The organism is Bacteroidales bacterium, assembly GCA_035647615.1.
Lineage (GTDB): Bacteria > Bacteroidota > Bacteroidia > Bacteroidales > 4484-276 > SABY01.
The window spans coordinates 1-23,504 of record DASRND010000004.1 but is presented as its reverse complement, the minus strand read 5'-3'; the positions used below and the strand labels follow the sequence as shown (position 1 = coordinate 23,504).

At 47.2% G+C, this 23,504-nt stretch carries 12 protein-coding genes and 1 other RNA gene; 7 read left to right on the top strand and 6 right to left on the bottom strand.

Features of this window, described 5'->3' with window-relative positions; translation table 11 throughout:
• The first annotated feature begins 65 nt into the window (after nt 1-65).
• On the top strand, nt 66-2,234 hold the full coding sequence (bglX, locus tag VFC92_01940) for a beta-glucosidase BglX (GenBank protein HZK06936.1): 2,169 nt from the start codon (nt 66-68) through the stop codon (nt 2,232-2,234).
• 17 nt (nt 2,235-2,251) lie between these two features.
• Nucleotides 2,252-4,663, top strand: a complete 2,412-nt coding sequence (locus VFC92_01935; protein HZK06935.1) for a glucoamylase family protein — start codon at nt 2,252-2,254, stop codon at nt 4,661-4,663.
• A gap of 250 nt (nt 4,664-4,913) precedes the next feature.
• On the opposite strand, the gene VFC92_01930 is transcribed toward VFC92_01935, so the two are convergent.
• On the bottom strand, nt 4,914-5,222 hold the full coding sequence (locus VFC92_01930; GenBank protein HZK06934.1) for a hypothetical protein: 309 nt from the start codon (nt 5,220-5,222) through the stop codon (nt 4,914-4,916).
• A gap of 339 nt (nt 5,223-5,561) precedes the next feature.
• Nucleotides 5,562-7,277, bottom strand: a complete 1,716-nt coding sequence (locus tag VFC92_01925) for a T9SS type A sorting domain-containing protein (protein HZK06933.1) — start codon at nt 7,275-7,277, stop codon at nt 5,562-5,564.
• A 336-nt stretch (nt 7,278-7,613) separates the two neighbouring features.
• Between VFC92_01925 and VFC92_01920 the strand changes: the two genes are divergently transcribed.
• From VFC92_01920 to lepA, 4 genes are all read left to right on the top strand, one after another.
• Nucleotides 7,614-10,580, top strand: coding sequence for a SusC/RagA family TonB-linked outer membrane protein (locus VFC92_01920; protein ID HZK06932.1), 2,967 nt, complete (start codon nt 7,614-7,616; stop codon nt 10,578-10,580).
• Between the two features lie 12 nt (nt 10,581-10,592).
• Nucleotides 10,593-12,083 carry a RagB/SusD family nutrient uptake outer membrane protein gene (locus VFC92_01915; protein ID HZK06931.1) on the top strand — a complete coding sequence of 497 codons (1,491 nt, stop codon included), beginning with the start codon at nt 10,593-10,595 and terminating at the stop codon, nt 12,081-12,083.
• An 85-nt stretch (nt 12,084-12,168) separates the two neighbouring features.
• Nucleotides 12,169-13,692, top strand: coding sequence for a hypothetical protein (locus tag VFC92_01910; GenBank protein HZK06930.1), 1,524 nt, complete (start codon nt 12,169-12,171; stop codon nt 13,690-13,692).
• Between the two features lie 336 nt (nt 13,693-14,028).
• On the top strand, nt 14,029-15,819 hold the full coding sequence (gene lepA / locus VFC92_01905) for a translation elongation factor 4 (GenBank protein HZK06929.1): 1,791 nt from the start codon (nt 14,029-14,031) through the stop codon (nt 15,817-15,819).
• 137 nt (nt 15,820-15,956) lie between these two features.
• Here lepA and VFC92_01900 read toward each other — a convergent pair whose 3' ends face one another.
• Together VFC92_01900 and VFC92_01895 are read right to left on the bottom strand one after the other, a co-directional pair.
• On the bottom strand, nt 15,957-17,297 hold the full coding sequence (locus tag VFC92_01900; protein ID HZK06928.1) for an MATE family efflux transporter: 1,341 nt from the start codon (nt 17,295-17,297) through the stop codon (nt 15,957-15,959).
• A gap of 63 nt (nt 17,298-17,360) precedes the next feature.
• Nucleotides 17,361-17,624, bottom strand: coding sequence for a twin-arginine translocase TatA/TatE family subunit (locus VFC92_01895; protein HZK06927.1), 264 nt, complete (start codon nt 17,622-17,624; stop codon nt 17,361-17,363).
• A 168-nt stretch (nt 17,625-17,792) separates the two neighbouring features.
• Between VFC92_01895 and rnpB the strand changes: the two genes are divergently transcribed.
• Nucleotides 17,793-18,225: RNase P RNA component class A (rnpB, locus tag VFC92_01890), an RNA gene on the top strand.
• 246 nt (nt 18,226-18,471) lie between these two features.
• Here rnpB and VFC92_01885 read toward each other — a convergent pair.
• Both VFC92_01885 and VFC92_01880 read right to left on the bottom strand, forming a co-directional pair.
• The gene (locus VFC92_01885; protein HZK06926.1) at nt 18,472-20,451 is read right to left on the bottom strand and encodes an ABC-F family ATP-binding cassette domain-containing protein; all 1,980 of its coding nucleotides are present in this window, start codon (nt 20,449-20,451) and stop codon (nt 18,472-18,474) included.
• Between the two features lie 371 nt (nt 20,452-20,822).
• The coding region (locus VFC92_01880; protein HZK06925.1) for a GEVED domain-containing protein at nt 20,823-23,504 on the bottom strand (2,682 nt) is incomplete at its 5' end.

Below are 23,504 nucleotides of genomic sequence, written 5' to 3'. Positions count from 1 at the left end.
TGATAATGAACAGGAAATCTTTATTAATACTTCTTATCTTATTTAGTTGCCTGACATATCGGGTTGTGGCTCAAAAAATCACCAGCGAAAATGCAGCGATCGAAAGCAAGATAGACGCACTACTGCAACAAATGACGCTGGAAGAAAAGATTGGGCAGATGACGCTCTACACCAGCGACTGGGACGTGACCGGCCCCACCATCCGAAGCGGCTACCGCAAAGATATCGAGGCTGGAAAGGTGGGCGCCATTTTTAATGCGTACAGTGTGGATTACGTTAGGGATTTACAAGAAATCGCTGTAGAAAAAACACGCCTGAAGATACCGCTGATGTTTGGCTACGACGTGATCCACGGCCACCGCACCATTTTTCCAATTCCATTGGCGCAAGCTGCCACCTGGAATATGGAAGCCATCGAACATTCCGAACGCATCGCTGCCGTCGAAGCTACCGCCGAAGGCCTCAACTGGACATTCACGCCGATGGTGGACATTGCGCACGACCCACGCTGGGGGCGCGTCATGGAAGGCTGCGGCGAAGATACTTACCTCACAAACCGAATTGCTGTAGCAAGGGTAAAAGGATTTCAGGGTAATAACCTGGCCGCTGATAACACAATGGTCGCGTGTGCCAAGCATTACGCCGCTTATGGTGCCGCTCTTGCCGGCCGCGACTACAACACGGTGGATATGTCGGACAGAGTGTTGCGCGAAACTTACCTGCCTCCCTTCAAAGCCTGCGTGGATGCGGGAGTGGGCACTTTTATGACCAGCTTCAACGAAGTGGACGGAATCCCGGCCACCGGCAACGAATACCTGCTGCGCGAAATCCTGAAAAAGGAATGGGATTTTGATGGCTTCATTGTAACCGATTACACCTCCATCACCGAGATGGTTCCCCACGGAATCGTGGCCGACAACAAAGAAGCCGGCGAACTGGCTGTGAATGCCGGTGTGGATATGGACATGCAAAGCGGTATCTTCAACGACTTCTTGGCAAAGTCTGTCAAAGAAGGAAAAGTAAAAGTTGAGGATATCGATGATGCAGTCCAGCGTATTTTGCGTATCAAGATGCTGCTTGGGTTGTTTGACGATCCTTATAAATATTGCGACAAGCAACGACAGGACACGCTGATTTACCATCCTGAACACCTGGCGTTTGCACGTGCGTTTGCCGCCGAAAGCATGGTGTTGCTCAAAAATCATGATCAAACATTGCCATTATCAAAACAACTCGGAACTATTGCTGTGATTGGCCCCCTCGCCGACAGCAAAAAGGATATGATTGGCGCCTGGTCAGCAGCTGGCGATAACAACAAAAGCGTGACGGTACTGGAAGGTATCAAAGAAAAAGTGCCGACACAGCGCGTAGTTTATGCCCGTGGCTGTGAAGTGGAGGGCGATGACCGTTCCGGGTTTGACGAAGCAATTACTTTGGTCAGCCGCTCCGATGCTGTGGTTTTGGTAATTGGCGAAACAAAAGAGATGTCGGGCGAAGCTGCCAGCCGCTCCGAAATCACCTTGCCGGGTGTGCAGCAGGAGTTAGCCGAAGCGCTTATCGCAACAGGTAAACCTGTGGTGGTGGTGCTGATGAATGGCCGCCCACTCGACCTCTCGTGGCTCGATGCCCATGCGCCGGCAATTCTGGAAGCATGGTTTCCGGGAACACAAGCCGGACACGCTGTGGCAGATGTGCTTTTTGGCGACTACAACCCTTCTGCAAAACTCACCATGAGCTTTCCGCGCAACCTGGGGCAGGTGCCGATATTTTATAACAATAAAAATACTGGCCGTCCTATGTCGGCGGATAAATACACGAGCAAGTATCTGGATGTTCCCAACACGCCGCTCTATCCTTTTGGCTACGGGCTTAGCTACACAACATTTCAATACGAGAATCTTAAAATTTCATCACCTGTGCTCAAAGCCAACCAAAAGATTGAAGTATCGGTGCAGGTGACCAATACAGGTAAGATGGCGGGCCACGAGGTGGTACAGTTTTATGTGCGCGACCTGGTGGGTAGCGTCACGCGGCCATTGAAAGAGCTGAAAGATTTCCGCAAAATTTACCTTGAACCCGGAGCACAATCCATAGTTACTTTTGAAATTACACCTGCAGCACTCGAATTCCTGACCCGCGATATGCAATGGGCAGCCGAGGCCGGTGACTTTGAGGTTTTTGTAGGAACAGATTCAGGCACAACAAACATGGTCCGTTTTAGCTATTCACCATGATTTTAAAATCATTTATCATGAAATTTTTAAAAAATAAAATTGCATTTCTTTTAATAATGATAATAACCACAGGTCTGGGCAAAGCAGAAGCCCAGACCTGGTTTTATTTTCAGGACAGCCCCGACGAGACGTTTTATGATTTTAGCTGGCTAACGGTAAATGTGCCAAGTATGCTTGAGGTGGCCGGCGCCGATAGCCATCGCTTTCCGGTAGAAAATGAAGTGCCGGCGCAACAAGGCATCAATTCGCTGCGCCTTTCGTGGACTTCCAAGGCGGGAGGTAACTGGCAGGCCATTGCTGCGGGTCTCGACTGGACAGCCAATAATGTTGCTGATGCCGACACGCTGCTCCTCTTTCTGCGCAGCCCGGAAGTTTTCAATAGTCAAAATTTGCCGGCAATTTTTATGGAAGATGCCAATAATCAGCAGACAGTAAAAGTTGCGATCAGCGACTACAGCGGCAATTTACAATCAAACGATTGGACAAGAATCACGATTCCGATGGCGCCTTTTCATGCTTCCGCAAATGTAAATTTTGAAGCTATCAAAACCATTGGCTTTGCGCAAAAATTGACCGACGGCAGCGCGCACACACTTTATGTGGATGATATGCGCATCTTCAAAGGTGATGGATCTTCGCCGCCTGTGGCACCTCCGCACGGAGTTGCTGCCAAAGGCTACGACAGCCATGCATATCTTACCTGGCAACCCAACACGGAGAGCAACCTGAATGGCTATGAAATCTTTCTATCAACTAATAATGGTGCTACATTCGATAAGCGAGCAACCCTGGGCAAAACCGATACATCCTACACTGATTTCGTCAGAACTTTGGGCACCAACCTGGGGCTGCAATATAAAATGACCGCACTCAACGATGCCAACGAACCTTCCCCATTTTCCGAAACTGTGCAAACGAGCACCTACGATATGAATGATGAGCAACTTATGGAGATGGTGCAGGAGGCGACGTTCCGTTATTTTTGGGATTTTGCTCACCCTGCCTCGGGTATGGCACGCGAACGAAACACATCAGGCAATGTGATTACCACCGGCGGCAGCGGCTTCGGCATAATGGCACTGCTGGTGGGAATAGAACGCCAGTTTATAACCCGCGATCAGGGCATCGCACGCATGAAAAAAATCCTTACTTTCCTCGAAAATTCCGATCGCTTTCATGGCGTTTGGCCACACTGGCTCAATGGCAACACGGGAAAGGTGGTTCCTTTCAGCGACCTCGACAATGGCGGCGATTTGGTAGAAACGGCTTTTCTGGTGCAGGGACTGCTGGCAGCGCGACAGTATTTCAGCCAAACCAATACCGACGAGCAATCCATTGCCGAGCGCATTACACAGCTATGGGAAACGGTAGAATGGGACTGGTACCGGCGCAATGACGGCAAATATCTTTACTGGCACTGGTCGCCCAATCACCAGTGGGCGATGAACATGCAGGTGCGCGGCCCCAACGAATCTGCCGTTGTTTATCTGCTGGCCATAGCCTCGCCAACGCATAACGTACCCGCCTCACTCTGGCACGAAGGCTGGGCATCATCACCTAATTATGTAAATGGGAATTCATTTTATGGCTACAAGCTATGGGTAGGATGGGATTATGGCGGACCGCTGTTTTTCGCTCACTACTCATATCTGGGTTTTGATCCGAGAAACAAAAAAGATGCTTACGCAAATTATTTCCTCAACAACCGCAACCACACGCTAATCAACCGGGCATATTGCATCGCCAACCCGAAAAACTTTGATGGATATTCGTCCGTATCGTGGGGGCTTACCGCCAGCGACGATCCGTGGGGCTACATGGCACACGAACCTTTTGGCACCCGCGATAACGGAACCATTGCGCCTACGGCAGCTTTGTCGTCGATGCCTTACACACCCGTCGAATCTATGGCGGCGCTCAAACATTTTTATCGCATACTGGGCGACAAAATCTGGGGCAACATGGGATTCATGGATGCTTATAATGTGGAGGCCAACTGGTACGCCAATTCCTACCTGGGCATCGACCAGGGCACCACCATCGACATGATCGAAAACCACCGCTCCGGTCTGCTGTGGAATAATTTTATGGCTAATCCCGAAATTCAGCCCGCACTCGATGCCATTGGTTTTGTGTATGATCCGCAGTCCATCTTCGAACCAGGTGCAGGCACAATTGCGCTTACCAGCTCACCCGTTCCCGCAACCGATTATTTAACTGTGAGCTTTACGCTGGATAAACCGCAGCAAGTCACAATCGAATTGCAGAGCGTGACTGGCCAGCGGGTTCTATCCCCAATTGCTACAGGTAAACTTTCGCAAGGAGTGCAATCCCTTCTGATCGACATCAGACAAGTACCTTCAGGAGTTTATCTTTTATACCTAAAAACCGCCAATAGCTTTGGTGTGCAGAAGTTAGTGGTGAAATGAAAAAAGAGGTGAGCGGTGAGAAGAGAGTAAGTAGAAAGAAGTTGGTAGGGTTAGCAGCGGAAGTGGCTGCATTTTAGAACAATCTTTATTGAATTGTAACTAATTGGCTATTGTTAGATATTTGACTGATTGTGGTGCGAAGTGTTTCTTTTTTGCCTCACCCCCGACCCCTCTCCAATTCGAAATGGGAGCTCTTCTGCTTGACAACATGGGAGTTTGTTAAATGAAACACTTCGGCCGGTTTTTCCCATTATGCCACGAAAGCGAGCTCCCTTCCCCGCGTCGGGTAAGGGCCGGGAATGGGGCATTGGTAGCGGAAGTGACACACTTTTTTGAACACTCCCTTTTGAATTTCGAATACCGAATACCGCTTGCCCTGTGGTCGTTGAACGTTGGTTGGTGAGCGTTGGTTGGTGAGCGTTGGTTGGTGAGCGTTGGTTGGTGAGCGTTGGTTGGTGAGCGTAGTCGAACCAAGTTTAACCAAGTCAAAACCAGCGTAGTCGATGGGAATCCTGAATTTTGAAATAATGCCATAAAGGTGAACCCAAAAAGGCGACATAATAGCCACTGCTAATCATAAAACATTTTAAAAGTCACACCGTGAATCGTGTTGGACGTCCTTACCACATTAGAAACTATCATTGCTCTCTTTGGTGAAATTCACGGTGTGACTACGCATCAAATTAGAAAGTCACACCGTGAATAATGTTGGGCGGCATCACAAAATCCAAAACTATCGTAGCTTGTTTTGGCATAATTCACGGTGTGACTGATCGCCTATATTGGCTTTAATAAGTATCCCCAAATCTTCAGCATAAAAAAACCTGCCTCTCTTTTGGAGGGCAGGTTTTCTTTTCAACAATTTAAAAAAATACAAAAATGAAAATCCAATTAATTATTATTTGACAAATTTCGCTGTGTATTGCTTGTTGTTATTGTCGCGCATTATCACCATGTAAACGCCATTGGACAGCTCGGAGGTGGGGAAGCTGAAAGTACCCGCACTTACGTTGGTGAAGATAGCTTGCTGCTGTCCGAAAAGGTTGTAAATGCTGATGCTTTGGGCATCATTTTCCAGGTCGATATAGAGCGAACTGGTAACCGGGTTGGGGTAAACTGCCAATGAAATATTAGCTTTGGGAGTAAAGATCGAGGTATTGTCGGCAGGATTTGGATCGCTGTTGATACGAATGTTGTCGAAATAAATCACTTGATTCTCAGCCATTGTAAGCGGATCTTCAAAATCGGGCATAAAAGCAATCACTGGATAGGCACCGGTCATTTCGTCGAAATTGAAAACAATGTCAACCCATTTACTGGTTTCAGCTTGCTCATTGCTGCTCAGTATTTCAAGGGTACCAGAAGAGCCACCTTCGAGTTTGAATTTCAAAGGACTAATACGCTCTTTCCATACCATAACGTGCACATATTTGTAAGTAGTAACATCCAAGGCTGGTTCTACATTAGCCCAGAAGCCGCCATGTGCTTCGCCACCATCATCCAAACCGCGACGGGTGAATTTCATCACTTTTGATGACCAGTTAAGGCCACTTGGATCGGGGTTATCAACAACCTCGAAAGTTTCTGACACCGAATGAAGTTCATCATTGTCCCATTCGCCATTGCCCATTACGTGCAAGGTCAGCGGACCAGCAGTGCCGTCTTCGAAATCGATAATCATTGGGGGGGTGATAGGCGTGTGTTCGGCCGGATTCGGATCGCTATTAATACGGATGTTGTCGAAGTAAATCACCTGATTCTCAGCCATTGTAAGCGGATCTTCAAAATCTGGCATAAAAGCTATCACCGGATAGGCACCGGTCATTTCGTCGAACGGAAAAACAATATCAACCCACATGCTGGTTTCAGCTTGCTCATTGCTGCTCAGTATTTCAAGGGTACCGGAAGGGCCACCTTCAAGTTTGAATTTCAAAGGACTAATACGCTCTTTCCATACCATAACGTGTACATATTTGAAGGTAGTAACATCGAAAGCAGGATCTACATTAGCCCAGAAACCACCATGAGAGGCACCGCCATCATCCAAACCGCGACGGGTGAATTTCATCACTTTTGATGACTCATTGAGTCCACTTGCATCGGGATTGTCAACAACCTCGAAAGTTTCTGACACCGGATGAAGTTCATCATTGTCCCATTCGCCACTGCCCATAACGTGTAAAGTCAGCGGACCGGCAGTGCCATCTTCGAAATCGGCAATCATTGTTTCCACAACTATTATTCCCCATGAATCCATGATAGTCACATCACCACTAATGGTCACCATGCGATTAGGATCTCCGGCCCACTCACCATTATCCCATGATGGAGCACCATCAATAACAATGAAATATTTGTATTGAATTTCCATAGCCTCAGCCACCTCAGCGGTGATGGTATAGATCATAGGATCTTCAGCGGTAGGGGTAAGTTTGAGGTCAGCATTGGAGCCTGGCTCGGGCCAGTCCCATAGGCTACCGGTTACATAAACATCGTGTGTGGCCGGATCAAATCCTTCCACGCCATTCATGTCCACGTTCATCGTAACGTCGAACTGTGCCATCAGACCTCCAAAAAGGAAGATTGAGAAGGCAAAAAGTATCAGTTTTTTCATAATAAAAAAGTTTTAATGAATAATTTAAATTAATGAATTAAAGTTTGTTAGGAAACAAAATTAGAATAAATTTTAGATTAAAATGTAAAATTAAATTCTTTTTGTAATTAAGCTTCCAAACATCGGACGAAAATCTATATCTTTCAACAAGAAAAAAACAATAGAGAGTTTCAAATTAACGAATTGCACCCACCTTTTAACTGAAAGGCTTATATAATCCTACAAGAAATTTTCAAGACGAAGTTATTTATTAATTTTGCAGCCTATTCAGGCTCTTAGAGAGTAGAATTATCAAGAAAAACTTAGTAAAAATGAGAACAAATTAAACGTTGAATTATGGGAAAACATCTAACAGCCAAAATGATTTTGCTCTTGTCGATGCTCGTATTCGGGTTTTCGGCGGGCTATGCTCAAACTGGTATAGTGCAGGGCGTGGTTACCGACGCCAAAGAAGGCGGCACGTTACCGGGAGCTGCAGTGCAGGTGAAAGGAACGCTGCAGGGAACCGTTACGGATATCGACGGAAACTACAGCATTTCGATAGAGCCCAACGCTACCCTGGTTTTCTCTTTCATAGGTTACGAAACTCAGGAAAGGGTTGTACAACCAGACACAAGGCTAAATATCGCATTAATGCCAAGTGCCACCGCACTCGAAGAAATTGTGGTGATCGGTTATGGTGTGCAAAAGAAGACGGATAAAACCGGAGCTGTGTCGCACGTAACCGCTGATGAACTTAACCAGGGAGTACTCACCGACCCCATTCAGGGTTTGCAGGGTAAGGCTTCCGGGGTTTCCATTACCAAAAAAGGCGGCGACCCCAACTCCGGGTTCTCTGTGCGTATCAGGGGCGCCTCTGGCTACACCGCCTCCAGCGATCCGCTGTATGTAATCGACGGCATTGCGGGTGCCGACCCCACAAGCATTGCCAACGCCGACATCGAAAGTTATAACGTTTTGAAAGACGCTGCCTCAACGGCCATTTACGGGTCGAGAGGTGCCAACGGTGTTATCATTATCACTACCCGACAAGGTGGCGTGAAAGATGGCAAGGCAGTTTCTGAAGTAAACTTTAGCTCAAAATATTCGTTGAGCAAGATTGAGAAAAAGGTAGATGTGCTGAACGCTGATCAAATTCGTCAATATGCCGCCACGTATGATCCTGACTTTACTGATGGCGGTGCAAATACCGACTGGCAGGACGAATTGTACAGAACGGGTACTACTTTTGAAAACGCCCTTAGCTTTTCCGGCGGATCAGAAAAGAGCTTTTACAGAGCTTCGCTTTCTAATACCGACTGGGTAGGCGCTATGCGGGGGACTGAAAAAGAAAGAACCACAGCAAAAATCAATATTACCCACAAGGGAATAGGTGATCGTTTGACGCTGAATGCTAACCTGGCGACTTCGTTCGAAAACAACGATTACGAAAATTATGATGGCTATGATAAAGACGACGTTATTTATCAGGCTTTAACACGAAACCCCACCGATCCTGTTCGCAACGCTTCGGGCGAATACGATAAAACCCAAAGGGTATTCAATTACGAAAACCCGATTGCTGTCGTCGACCGGATCACCAACGTCCGTGATGCTAAGAGGTATCTGGGTAGCTTAAAAGCCGATTTCGAATTTCTTGAAGGCCTCGTCGGTACCGCTAGCATCAGTTACATCAGAAACGATCAGGAATATACCTACTTCCGCCCCAAAGATGTTTTTGCATCAGCCGACAACGGATTTGGCCGAAGAAGCTATGATAACTTTGAAGACAAGCAGCTGGAGGCCTACCTGACCTACATAAAAACCTTTAACAAAAATCATAATCTGAACCTTCTGGGTGGCTACTCCTATCGCGAAGCCGAATACAGCGGGCTTTATTCGCAAGCCCAAAACCCACAGTCGCCATATATCGGAGCCAACGACCTGCGTACGTTTTCCGAGGTGGTTTACGGGGATGTTGGCTCGTACAAAAACAACGAAAAGCTCATCGGCTTCTTCGGAAGAGCGCAGTACAACTATGCTTCAAAATATTATCTGAGTGCAAGTTTGCGGCGCGATGGCTCTTCCAAGTTTGGAAAGAACAACAAATGGGGATGGTTCCCCACGGCTTCCGTCAGCTGGAACATGCAAGAGGAAAACTTTTTATCTGACGTACACTGGTTAGACCAACTGAAACTCAGGGCCAGTTTCGGTGTTTCAGGAAACCAGGCATTTGGCTCGGGCTACAGCCAGGTATCATACACTCCCACCGGCCTGGCCACCAATCCCGAAACGGGTCAGCAGGTGATTACTTTTGCGCCTGCCCGCAACGACAACCCAGATTTGAAATGGGAACGGACAGCCGAAACCAACATCGGTGTCGACTTTGCTTTTTTTAATAGCAAATTGAGTGGTAGCTTAGAGGTGTATTCCAAAAATACCACCGACCTTTTATACCCCAGAGCCACATCCATAGAAGGTGGCAATGTGGCCCGCACCACCTTTGCCAACGCCGGTGAAATCGAAAACAAAGGTATTGAATTGTTTTTGCAGGCTTATGTAATTAGCAATACAAATTTCACCTACCGTACCTCACTTACCATGGCGCACAACAAGTCGAAATGGAAAGAGTTGGCTTCGGGAGGCGATGGTGATGGTTATGCCAACTTTGGCTATTTGAGCGGTAGAGGCACCATAGGCGATGCGTTTTATATCATCCGCAACCAGGCAGGACATGAAGTGAGCGCGTTTTATCTGCCCGAAATCGTTTCACTTATTGACGGCGAGTTTGTCTTCGCCGCGACAAGTGGCGGGTATACCACCCAGTTGGCCAAGGCAAAGCGCAACTTTGCCGGTTCGCCAAACCCGGATGTAGAGTTGGGCTGGTCGAACAACATGACTTTCTTCAAAAACTGGACGCTGGACTTTTCGTTCCGTTCGATGTTAGGCCACAAAAAATACAATGCCACGCAAATGTTTTTGGATGCTCCATTCGACCTTCCTGACCTGAACGCTGTAGAAGAAGCGCTCGACTGGGCTGCCAAAGGCCGCGTTACCACTGCCGTTATCGCTACCGATTATCTTGAAAACGCATCATTTGTAAAGCTCGATTTTCTTTCGCTTGGCTATAATGTCAATACCGATAAGATACAATGGCTTAAAAATCTAAAGGTGTTTGTGGTAGCCAACAATGTGTTTACCATCACCAAGTATTCGGGTGCCGATCCGGAAATCTATTATGCCAACCTGGCCTATGGCTGGGACCAGTACAATGTGTACCCCAATACACGAACAATAACTTTTGGATTAAATGCAACATTTTAAGGAGGATGTATTATGAAGAAATATAGTAAAATCATTTCATCGTTTCTCATAGCCGGATTGATAATCATATCGGGCTGCACAAAACTGGATGAAGAATATTTTGATCAGATACCGTCAGAGCTATATCCCGAAAACGACGAGCAGGTGGCTACCCTTACGGTAAATGCCTACAAACGTCTGCAAAATATGGCCGATGACAATGGCTGGTGGTTTTTGGCTCAGGAGATTAGCACCGACGAAATCTGTGGCCCCACACGCGGTGCCGACTGGTACGATGGCGGCAAGTGGGTAGATGTTTATCAACACCGATGGACCAACGACACCGAAAGCGTTAACCGGATGTGGGGACTATTCTGGGACGGAATTAACGAATGCAACCGTACCATTGGCACTTTGCGAAACATTGGCGACAACGAGGAAATTCTGAAGAAAATCGGTGAGCTGGAAGTTTTGCGATCCTTCTTTTATTATCTGTTGATTGACAATTATGGCAACGTACCTTATGTTACTATGGTGATGGACGAAGGCTTTCAGCCTGTAAAGGTCGAACGTTCGGTTATTTACGACAGCCTGGTGAATGTAGTCGAGAAAAACCTGCATTACCTAAACCGTGGCGACCTGAAATACATGGCCACCAGAAACATGGCCTTTGCCCTGTTGGCTAAGCTGCACCTCAACGCAGAAATTTATACAGGCACCGAACATTGGGCAGAAGCCGGACAATACTGCGACAGCGTTATGGCTGGTCCTTACCATCTGGCCAGCGATGTGAAGGCACCTTTCATTACCGAAAATCAAAATTCATCCGAAATCATTTTCTCGATTCCTTATGATGAGGATAATTTCCAGGGATTCAGACTTCACATGCGTACACTCCACTATCAGTCAAACCTGACGTTTGATATGTCAGTAGGACCCTGGAATGGTTTTGCCGTTGTGCCTACACACTTCGATACCTACCAGGAAATCGACCTGCGAAGAGACGCTCATTTTATCTATGGTCCACAATTTGCCAGCGACGGAAGCCCGATCATCGAAAGTATTCTCAACGAGCCGCTGGACATCGACCCGCACCTTCCGGCACTGTCGATGACAAGTGGTTTTTCTGATAAGCAAATCAGGACATCCGGTGCGCGCATCGGGAAATATGAGATTAAAATGGGTGCCAAAGAAAATTTATCCAATGATTTCCCGTTATTTCGCCTATCTGATTTTTATTTGATGAAGGCAGAAACCGAAATTCGTCTGGGAGGAAATGGTGATCAGTGGGTGAACCCCATCCGCCAAAGAGCCGGAGTTGCCCCCTATTCAGGATGTAGCTTAACGCAACTTCTCGAAGAAAGAGGCCGGGAAATGTTTGTTGAAGGGCATCGTAGGCAGGATTTGATCCGCTTTGGCAAATGGGAAGGTTCATGGTGGGAAAAAGAGGCTCATGGAAAAGAAAAACGAACATTCCCTATCCCTCAATGGGCTATCGATGGAAATCCAAACTTGGCCAACTAATTGTAAGCATCACATTAATTAAACTATTACTGAAATAAAATTTCTCAACAATTATTTTTTAAACATTAAAACAAAGTAAAGTATTATGAAACGAATTAGTTTTTTTAAGTTTTCACGGTTGTTAGTTGTAGCAATGCTTGTATTTGGCATGACTGCAATCTTCTCATCATGTAAAGATGATAAGGATGATCCCAAACCAGATCCGGAAATTGTTTTGGATGGTACGTATGTAGTCGGTGAAGCCACTGCACTTCCTGATTTTGACAAAAAAGGTATGATGAAAATTACACGCAACGAGGTTGTTCAAGAAGAGCGTGATGGTTTGATGGAACTTTATGTTGCTGTAAAAGCCGGTGCTGCCGGATTCAACATTATCAAAGTTGAAGGCGCTACCCGCACCACCTATGGCCCTTCCGCCAACTTTGCCAAAGTTGACCAGGGAACTGTTGATGAGCCAAAAATTCCTTTCTGGCGCGGTTCACTCGAGGCAACCGATACCAAATTCACCGTTCCCGCTGATGGCCTTTATCATGTAGCTATCGATATGGGAACCATGAAAGTTGTGGTTGTTCCCGTAGAATATTGGGGACTGATTGGCGCTGCCACTCCCGGTGGCTGGGGCGACGATACACAGATTCCGCCGCAGGCTTTCGATTTGAATAGCATGACCTTCGAACTTACTAATGTAACCATGACCAAAGGCGACTTCAAATTCCGCTATTCAGGCGGCTGGAAAGTTGAGCTGGATACCACCCTCGATGTTGGCAACGGAAACGTAGGCGTAAAAATTAACACCAACTATGGTGGCGCAGTTTCAGCATTGGTTCCTGGTGGCGACAATATTGCTAACGATGCTCCGGGCTACTACACCGCAAAAATGGTTTGGAAACTTGGCGAAGGCTATACCGCTTCAATAACAAAAACCGGCGACCTCTCCATTACCGATTATTCAGCTACCGAGCTGGGTCTTGTTGGCGATGGCCTCATGGTAGGCGGCGTTCAGCACAACTGGGACGAAACCGTTATGCTTCAGACTCCTGCCGTTGAAAACGAAACCAATTACACTTGGACATTCGACGGTGTTGAAATTACAACTCTCGGTTCATTCAAATTCAGAGAAGGTCAAGACTGGAATGGCAAAAGCATCGGATTCAACGATGTAACCATGGCTGGTGGAGCCGCTGCTAAATTTGAAACCAATGCCGATGGTAACTTCGTTCCGCTCGAAGATGGTCTTTATGATATCGTTCTTTTGATTGAAGCCGAAACCGAAACCTATACGGTAACTGTAAATGAAGCAGGTGCTGTTCCTATGATTTGGGTTCCCGGCGATTATCAGGGATGGGCACCAGCTGATGCTCCTACTCTTAGCGATGCTAACGAAGATGGCGTATTTGTGGGAACCGTAGAATTTCCTGATACTGCACCTTCTTTCACTTTCAAATTTACCTCGCAGCCAAATTGGGATGGTACTAACTACGGCGCCGGAGCTAACCCTGGCGAACTCTCAACTGACGGTGGAGCTGGAAACCTCGAAGTTCCAGCAGCCGGAACATACCTGCTGACAGTTGATGTCAACAACCTCACCTGGACCTACGAACTGCAATAATCGCACACAGCGAATAATATTCTAACATAAAAAGCTGCTCATCATTTGGGCAGCTTTTTTTTAGCCCTAAAAACCCCGCCCTGTCCCGACTATTATCAAGTTTTTTGGAAGAGCGTAAATGCCGAACCTGTCCTTCGGACTTATAACCTTGCCCTAAAGGCCAGCGCTGAAGAGATAGAAAACCCAATCTGGCTTTCGCCCAAAAGATTTTGGTTTAAAGAAATGGATGGAAAGAAGGTCTTAATTAACAGACTTCTTTATCATCAACAACTTAATTAATGTAAGCGTAATCATAAGACAAATGTTTTCGCCCGAAAAAATGTATTTTTGCAACCGATGAAAAACACAAGAAACTTTTGTATCATAGCTCATATCGACCACGGGAAAAGTACCCTGGCCGACCGTTTGCTCGATTTGACGCACACCATCGGTGAGCGCGATAAAAAAGAACAGATACTCGACAGCATGGATCTGGAACGAGAGCGTGGCATCACAATTAAGAGCCATGCCATACAAATGGTCTATAAAACTGATGCTGCTGAATACATTTTTAATCTGATCGATACCCCCGGGCATGTCGATTTTTCGTATGAGGTTTCCCGTTCCATCGCTGCCTGTGAAGGAGCTTTACTCATCGTGGATGCTTCGCAGGGCATTCAGGCACAAACCATCTCCAATCTTTATCTGGCCATCGACCACAACCTTGAGATCATACCGGTACTCAACAAGATAGACCTGGAAGCTGCCATGCCCGAAGATGTTAAAGACCAGATTGTGGATCTGATCGGCTGCAAACGCGACGACATCATCGAAACCAGTGGTAAGACAGGCTATGGCGTCGACCGCATTCTTGATGCTATCGTGGAGCGCGTTCCGGCGCCTTCCGGCGATCCGAAGGCGCCCTTGCAAGCGCTTATCTTCGATTCGGTTTATAATTCCTACCGCGGCATAATCGCCTACTTCCGCATCTTTAACGGAACGATACGTAAAAACGATTTTGTGAAATTTGTATCCACCGGCAAAGAATATTATGCCGAAGAAATAGGCGTGCTTTGTATGGGACTCCAACCGCGCGAAACCATGGAGGCCGGCGATGTGGGATACATCATCTCCGGTATTAAAACCTCTAAAGAAGTGAAGGTGGGCGACACCATCACCCACGTAGCCAAGCCCTGTGATAAGATGATTTCGGGTTTTGAAAACGTAAAGCCGATGGTTTTTGCCGGTATTTACCCGGTAGATGCCGACGACTACGAAGAGCTGCGCAACTCGATGGAGAAACTGCAACTCAACGATGCTTCCCTCAGCTATGAACCCGAATCGTCGGCGGCGCTGGGGTTTGGCTTCCGCTGCGGATTTCTCGGACTGCTGCACATGGAGATTGTGCAGGAGCGACTGGACCGCGAGTTTGATATGGACGTAATTACTACGGTTCCCAACGTAAACTATAAAGCCTACACCACCAAAGGTGAAGTAATCGACGTGCACAATCCCTCAGGCATGCCCGGCCCCAATGTTTTGGAACACGTGGAAGAGCCGATGATCCAGGCGCATATCATTTCCAAATCAGAATATGTAGGCGCTATTATGAGCTTGTGCATCGACCGGCGCGGAGAACTGCAAAATCAGGTGTACCTCACCAGCGATCGTGTGGAGGTTTCCTTTATGCTGCCTCTGGCCGAGATTGTTTTTGATTTTTACGATAAGCTAAAAAGCATTTCTCGTGGTTACGCTTCATTCGATTATCACATCACGGGCTATCAGGCAGCCAAACTGGTAAGGTTAGATATTTTGCTCAATGGCGAGCCGGTGGATGCACTCTCTACGCTGATCCATCATGACAATGCCTACAACTTCGGGCGTCGCATGTGCGAAAAGCTGCGCGAACTTATCCCACGTCAGCAATTCGACGTAGCCATTCAGGCGGCCATCGGCGCCAAAGTTATAGCACGCGAAACCGTGAAAGCCTTGCGCAAAGACGTAACAGCCAAATGCTATGGCGGCGACATTTCGCGAAAGCGAAAACTTCTCGAAAAACAAAAGAAAGGCAAAAAACGCATGCGCCAGGTTGGTAACGTAGAGGTTCCACAATCGGCGTTTCTGGCAGTGCTGAAGCTAGACTCATAGTGGATAAAGATCTTTGACTCCTGCACCAGCGTAAATTTCATGCTATGGATTATTTGCTACAGACCTCAGCAATTGGTGAGCTAATTCAACTTTCCTTTATTTCGGTTTAACGTTTCTATAAATTAATACAGAACCGATTATTTCTTCGGCCGGATCACACTTTTGGTTTTCCAGCGCCCGGTGAGATAATACGAAAAAGCGAGGATCAATCCTGTGCCCCACCCCAGCGGTATAGCCCACCAGATGCCCGTAACACCGATGCGTTCGGCCAGGAAATAGGAAGCCGGAACACGTACCACCCACAAGGCAATAAGGGTAGTAAACATCGGGATGAGTGTGTCGCCGGAACCACGCATCACAGCATTGACAACAAATAACGATGAAAATATGATATAAAAAGAGCTGACGATAACCAGATAGCTGTTGCCAATGACGATCACTGATTCGTCGGGAGTAAAAATAGCCATCAGATTCTTACCAAAGAAAGCCACCATTATACTTATAAAGACAGAGATGCCCGAGGTAATGATCCAGGTAGCTTTGAGGCCTGCGCGCACCCGCTCAGGTTTCTGTGCTCCGAGGTTTTGCCCCACGAAGGCTGACAAAGCTGAGCCAAAATTCATCGCCAGCAAAGAGGCGAAGCTATCGATACGCGTGGCCACACTGTAGGCTGCGATCGTGGCAGTTCCAAACTGATTGACGATGCCATAAAGTGCTATCATGCCGGCCGCTACAAAAGTTTGTTGCAAACCCGATGGCAAACCAATGCGGATACTATTTCTGAAAATATCGCGATCGAATACGTATTTGCGAAAGCTGAGATTTACAACTTCATGACGGCGATTGAGGTAGAGCGCTGCAGTAATGAAAGCTCCCGCTTGAGAAATCACTGTAGCAAAAGCAGCTCCTTCGACACCCCATTTAAAAACCACAATAAAAAGCAAGTCGAGCACCACATTGGTAAGGGTGGCAATAATCAGAAAATAAAGCGGTGTCTTCGAGTCGCCCATACCGCGTAGTATGGAGCTGGTTCCACTAAATCCAAAGGAGAACACCGTGCCGGTAAGATAAACGGTAAGATAGCTGCGCGCCTGTGGCAGCACATCGAGCGGCAGATCAGTAAGACGAAAGATGGGCGTGGCAAAAGAAATTCCGATAAAAGTGACAACGAGAGATGCGAAAAATAAAAGAATGTAGGTGGTATCGATGGTGCGCTTTACCTTTTCCACATCGCGCGCACCAAAATATTGCGAAACGATAATTGTAAACCCCGAACCAATACCAGCCACCAGCGAAACGAGCAAAAAAATGATCGGAAATGCAGCCCCAACAGCAGCCAGCGCTTCCTTGCCCAGGAAGTTACCAATGATGATGCTGTCGACCACATTGTAGAGCTGTTGAAACATATTGCCAAGCACCATGGGCATGGCAAATTGCACAATCAGCTTTCCTTCTTTTCCTTGCGTAAGGTCTTTCATGGTGTGGGTATCATCAACCGACAGCCATCAAAGGAGCACGCCGGGTAGTTCGGGCAACAGAGTTTATTTTTTTACGGTATTGTGGCTGTCGGGGTTATCGGTTTGGGTTGTTTGTTTGTTGATGCCGGCACTTATCTCCGTAGCCGAATGATCCATTTCGCGTTTGATTTCGTCGGCACCCGACATACCATTTTTAAATTCTTTTACGCCTTTGCCCACGCCACGCATGAGCTCTGGAATTTTTTTGCCCCCAAAAAGCAGCACCACTACCAGCAGAATCACAATAAGTTCGTACCCACTGGGCATGTATAGCAAAATAGTATTCATTGTTTTAATAATTAAGAATTTACAAAAGTAATATTTTCTCCGGGAGCGTTTATTTCGATCTAATACGCATTCTTGCGAAGTTCAAAAAAATCATTTTGTCGAACGCCGGATTATCATTAAGATTTTACGCGTGGCGAGATAAAATTAAAAGGCTTAATTTTGCACCCGGCAGCAGTCTGTTCTGTCGCGCCGGCTTAGGCCGGTGAGGAAAGTCGGGACAACACAGGGCACCATACTTCCTAACAGGAAGGACTCGCCGCAAGGCGGGTACAGCAAGTACCACAGAAAATTACCGCCCCGTAACTACGGGGTAAGGGTGAAAACGTGAGGTAAGAGCTCACGCGGCGCAGTGGCGACACGGCGCCGGGGTAAACCTTATGGGTTGAAAGGCCATGTATATTACGGTTCCTGGCTGTAGCCAGGAGACGACGGCTCGTCGAAATCCACCCTGCGGCCCGACAGCAATCACGGCGGCAGGGACCTGAGGATACCGTAAGGGGTAGGCCGTTAGAGCTGTATCGTGAGATGCAGCCCAGATAAATGACAGAAGCCGGCTTGCAAAAGCCGGTCACAGAATCCCGCTTACAAGACTGCTGCCTTTTTTTTATTTGCCTCTGGGAAAAATTGTTAATCGAAGATTGTTGATCGTTAATCGTTATCCGTTAATGGTGAATGGTTCATTGCGATCCGCCGGCTGGCGGAGAAGCAATCTGCTTATTTCTTTGCGTTGCTTCTTTTCCCATCGTTAATCGTTAATTGTTAATCGTAATTCGTCAATGGTCATTCGCAACCCGCAACCTGTAACTCGCATCCCGCATCCCGCAACCCGCGACTCCTGATTTAAAATCTATATTCCGGCTTCCATCTCTTCCAGTTCGTTGTGCAGCCTCTCCCACTCCTGCATTTCTTTTTCGTGCTGCTGCTTTAGCGAATTGTATTCCTGATAAATTTCTCCTGACTGAATTTTTTTGTTACTGGGGTCGGGATTAGAAAGTATCTGATCTATGCGGGCGATATCTTTTTCGAGTTTATGGATGGCTGCTTCACTTTTTTCGATTCGTGAAACCAATTTCCGTTGCTCGCGCTCTGCCTCCTTGCGTCGTTCGTAGTCTATTTTGTTTTGTGAAGGCGCATCCGGCTGCCGCGAAGCAGCAGATGATTTGATTGCACCCATCTCATCTAAATGCTCCATCCGACGCGTTTCGAGAAATTCATGTACATCCCCGATAAACTGACGAATGCCACGATTGCGAAACTCAAAAACTTTTTCGGTAAGACCGGAAAGAAAGTCACGGTCGTGCGATACGATGATCAGCGTTCCGTCAAATTGCAGCAAAGCACTTTTGAGAATATCTTTGGAGCGCATATCGAGGTGGTTGGTAGGCTCATCGAGCACCAGGAAATTCACGGGATTGAGGAGCATGCGTGCCAGCGAAAGGCGTGACTTTTCACCGCCTGATAGCACTTTTACTTTTTTGTCGAGATCTTCGCCACGAAACAGAAAACTTCCCAGCAGGCCTTTCACGCGCGGGCGCCAGTCGCCGGCAGCCACATCGTCGATGGTCTCAAAAACCGTCTTTCCCATGTCGAGCATCTCGTGCTGGTTTTGAGCGTAATAGCCAATCTTTACCAGATGCCCCAGCTCCAGAGTTCCTTCGTAAAGTAACTGCCCGACGATCATTTTGGATAGTGTAGATTTCCCCTCGCCATTGCGGCCTACAAAAGCTATCTTTTCGCCACGGGCTATCGAAAATTCAAGATTGTGCAGCACCAGATGGCTGCCATAACTCTTGCTGAGTTTTTCGCCGCGCACCGTAACCCTGCCGGAATGTGGAGACGGCGGAAAGCGGAAGTTGATCGTGCCCTTATCGGTTTCACTCAACTCCACCTTATCCATCTTATCTAGCATTTTCATCTTGGATTGAACCTGCCGTGCTTTTGTATTTTTATAACGAAATCGGTCAATAAAGCGCTCGATCTGGGCTATCTGCTGCTGCTGGTTGTTGAAACTCGCCTGCTCTTTGGCCAGCCGCTGTTCCTGCAGTGCTTCAAAATCGGAATAAGATGCTTTGTAGTCGTAGCTGCGCCCCAGCGAAAGCTCTACAGTACGATTTGTAACGTTGTCGAGAAAAGCCCGGTCGTGCGACACCAGCAGCACCGCCCCCGGATAGTTGATCAGGAAATCTTCGAGCCATTGAATCGACTCAATGTCTAGGTGGTTGGTAGGCTCGTCGAGCAAGAGAATGTCGGGCTTGCGCAGGAGTATCTTGCCCAGCTCCACGCGCATTTGCCATCCGCTGCTAAATTCAGAAAGTGGACGCTGAAAGTCGCTTCGTTCAAAACCAAGCCCCAGGAGTATCTTCTCGCTATTCTGATCCATGGTATGGCCACCCAAAATAGCAAAGCGATCGTTGGCATCGTTGAGTTGTGTAACCAGCGCCAGATATGATTCGCTGTGATAGTCGGTACGTTCGGCGATTTGCCGGGTGAGATTTTGCAGCTGTCGCTCCACTGCCAGATGTTCTTTGAAAGCTTGTTGTGCTTCTTCCATCACCGTCAATTTACTTTCGATGCTCATCTCCTGCTTCAGATAGCCGAGACTTTGCCCCGACGGTGAGGCGATGCTCCCTGACCCTGGCTCCATCTCACCGGCAATCACATTCAGCAGCGTGGTTTTACCACTGCCATTTTTTCCCACCAGCCCTATTCTGTCGCGATCGTTGATAAGAAAAGTGACGTCGGTAAAAAGATCCTCTCCGGTAAAGTGAACCGTTATGTTGTTAATAGCTATCAAATCCTGATCGTATACATTTTTAAAAGTTGGCAAAATTAATGATTTACAGCAACAAACGCTAATGATGCAGATCCACCGAAACTAAGAAAGCTGTTTTGGAAAGGTAACTATTTAGTGTCCGTTTATAAAGTCGATAGTTGCATGACAAAAAACAAACTCCAAATCCCCGTAACAGGTTTGGTCATTGAGTTTTAAAATAAAGGATTATTCGAAGTTTTCAGATTGGACATTCCCAGGGCTTTACTTCAAAATTCGGTATTCGATATTCCATTCTACATTACTCTTTGTCATTATTAGCACAGCGAAGAATCTATTGTTTCTAACCGGACAGTGGTGATTAGAAAAGAACAAAAAAAAAGGGAACCCTTTCGGATTCCCTTTTCTAAATGTATTCCAATTAAGGATTATTGGATGACCACTTTGTGTATTGAGCGGCCATCTTTGCTTTCGATCTGCAGGGTGTAAACACCTTTTGCAAATTGTTTGGCATTAATGATCATCTCGTTACCAGTAGCCTTGCGGTTCATAACCACTTGTCCGTTGTAATTAACCATGATCACCGACTGAAGTTCAACTTCAGATTTGATGGTGAAATAATCGTTGGTCGGATTCGGATAAACCTGCATTGTGCTTGTGGCTCCCGAAGGATCGCTGATAGAGGTGATATCCAACACAATCTGATTACTTGGACCCGATTCGCCATCAGCATATTGCGCTGTAACATGATAAAAATATTTACCATAATCCAGGCTCTCGTCATAGTAGTTGAGTGTGTTAGCACCAGTAGTACCAATCAGACCAAAGTTACCTGATTCCGTTTTGCGGTAAACTTTGTATCCTTCAACTGCCATTCCACCTTCTACATAGCCTTTAACACACCAGTCGTAGTCAAGACCTGCTCCAAGCTGTGAGAGGGTTGTCCAGGCACCGCTCCAGAACATCATGTTGCCAAAGCCTTCTGTCTGAGGACCACCGTCGCATCCGGCGGGGTGACCACCAGTAGTGTTGACGCCGAAACCTATCCAGAGTTCCTTGGTGATATCAATAGCAACAGGTGTAGTAAGAACTACTGTGTTCCACTCATCTTCCACGATATTGGTTACTGCCTGAGAGTATTTCAGTGTGGGGTTGTTGTTTCCACCCTGCCATACCTTCACTTCATAGGTGCTTACGTTTCCGGGTTCTCCGGGAACAAAGTTAATCTTAGTGACCATTCCGCCTTCGAACTCGCCAAGCATGTCGGGTGTCCAACGTCCTGCCACGTCAAAATCGATAGCGCCGCCGGTACCAATAGAGTTACCGATGACCTCATTGGAATAGGTAATCCATTCGGGGTCAAATCCACCGCCTGGAGCATCCCATGTAAGATCAACATTCACAAAGTCGACGATCTCGCCAGCGAGGTTAATTGGAGGTTCGCCTACGCCACCAGCTTCAACGTTAAATGTTACAGGAACTACGAGATCGGGCTGGGTGCTGCTGATAGTAACACTACCATTATAGACACCCAATTCTAACTCGTTGGAGTTAAAGGTAACATTAATCGGAATCGATCCACCAGCGGGTATTGTACCACTTACAGGGCTGGCAGTGAGCCATGGGGCTACTGTGCCGGTGCCTGTGATGATAAATGGTAAACCTTGTGGGCCAACATCTTCGAGCGGAGCCCATCCTGTAGAAGTTTTCTGGATGGAGTTACCGGTATTGGTTTGTCCTACAATTGTGATCGGATGAGCCCAGGGGCCGGAAGCCGCTGTGCCACCCATTTGCATTTCAACCCAATAGGTGCCGGGAGATAGTGTTAAACCACTAGTACCTGCAACGATCTCGAAGATCGGACGGTTTGTGGCTGGTGCTGATTCAAGTACGCGATACGAGTTGGTCCAGCTTGTACTTGTCATCAGGTTGGTTGTAAGGTTACCCCAAATCACGGTGCCACCTGCTGATGGGTTGCCATCATAAATCTGAACACGTACATCATTTAATGTAGAGGTATTACCTGATCCGGTTTGATAAGCGAAGAATGTAAATGATTCTATAGACCAGTTATCAGTAACTACGAAGTCGTCGGCAATAGAGTTGCCGGCAGAAACCTGACAGCCTGAGCCATAAGTATTCATACCCAGAGAAGCATCCTGCAGTTCGCTATAGTCGGTACCACCTGGACCTACGCCTGGGGCAGTAACAAATCCACCGTTGTTGTAGAGTTCGCCACGGGTTCCGTTATAGATTGCATAGTTGGTATAGGCAGGGCCTTCTACCATCTCACCAGGAGTTACGCCAGGCTGACTTTCTACCTGAATTTGTCCGTTGTAAACCGGAGTTTCAGTTGAAACTTCAGGAACAAGATTCAATGCCCCTGCATCGGTACCGGCATCAATAGCCAGTGTCCAGCTAACGGGAGCGCCTGTGTTGTTAGTCAGGTTAAGTACCTGAGTAGTAGTTTGAGCAGGAGGCACAATATGTGTCTCTGTGAGTGAAGTTGGATTAACTACCAGTTCTCCGGTAGTACCACCTACAACCAGTGTGGAAGAAACTACAACCAGCGGATTGTTAACATCGTTGCTGGCGACGTTTACAGCGCCTGTGTAGGTTCCATTGGTCAGGTCTTGAGAATTGAAATGAACCGGAACAACCTTCACTTCGTTAGCAGCTAATGTAAAGCTTAGGTTTGCTTCATCAACTGAGAGCCATGCGGTTGTTGTGCCACCACCTACTTTAATGGTGTAATCTTCAACTTCACCATAGTTCATCGCTCCGCAAGGAGTGGGAGCAGTGCTGTAGCTCATCCTGATGCGCATGCGATAGTCGCCATTGGGAGTTCCGGCAGGAACTGCAATATTACCAGTGAAATTAGCGCCGCCACCATTGCTGGTGAGAACAAATTTTTCGTCGCCTTCATCAAAAGTATAGCTCATGTCCCAGTCGACCCAGCAGGTAACCAGGTCAGAAGCCCAGGCATTACCATTGGTAACGGTGATAGGCTCTGATTCGCCAGCGTTGATCTCGGTGAAAATAGCTGTAAAGTCGGCTACACCACCTTGCCAGCCACTGCTGTTGTTGATGGCTCCACACAATACATTGGC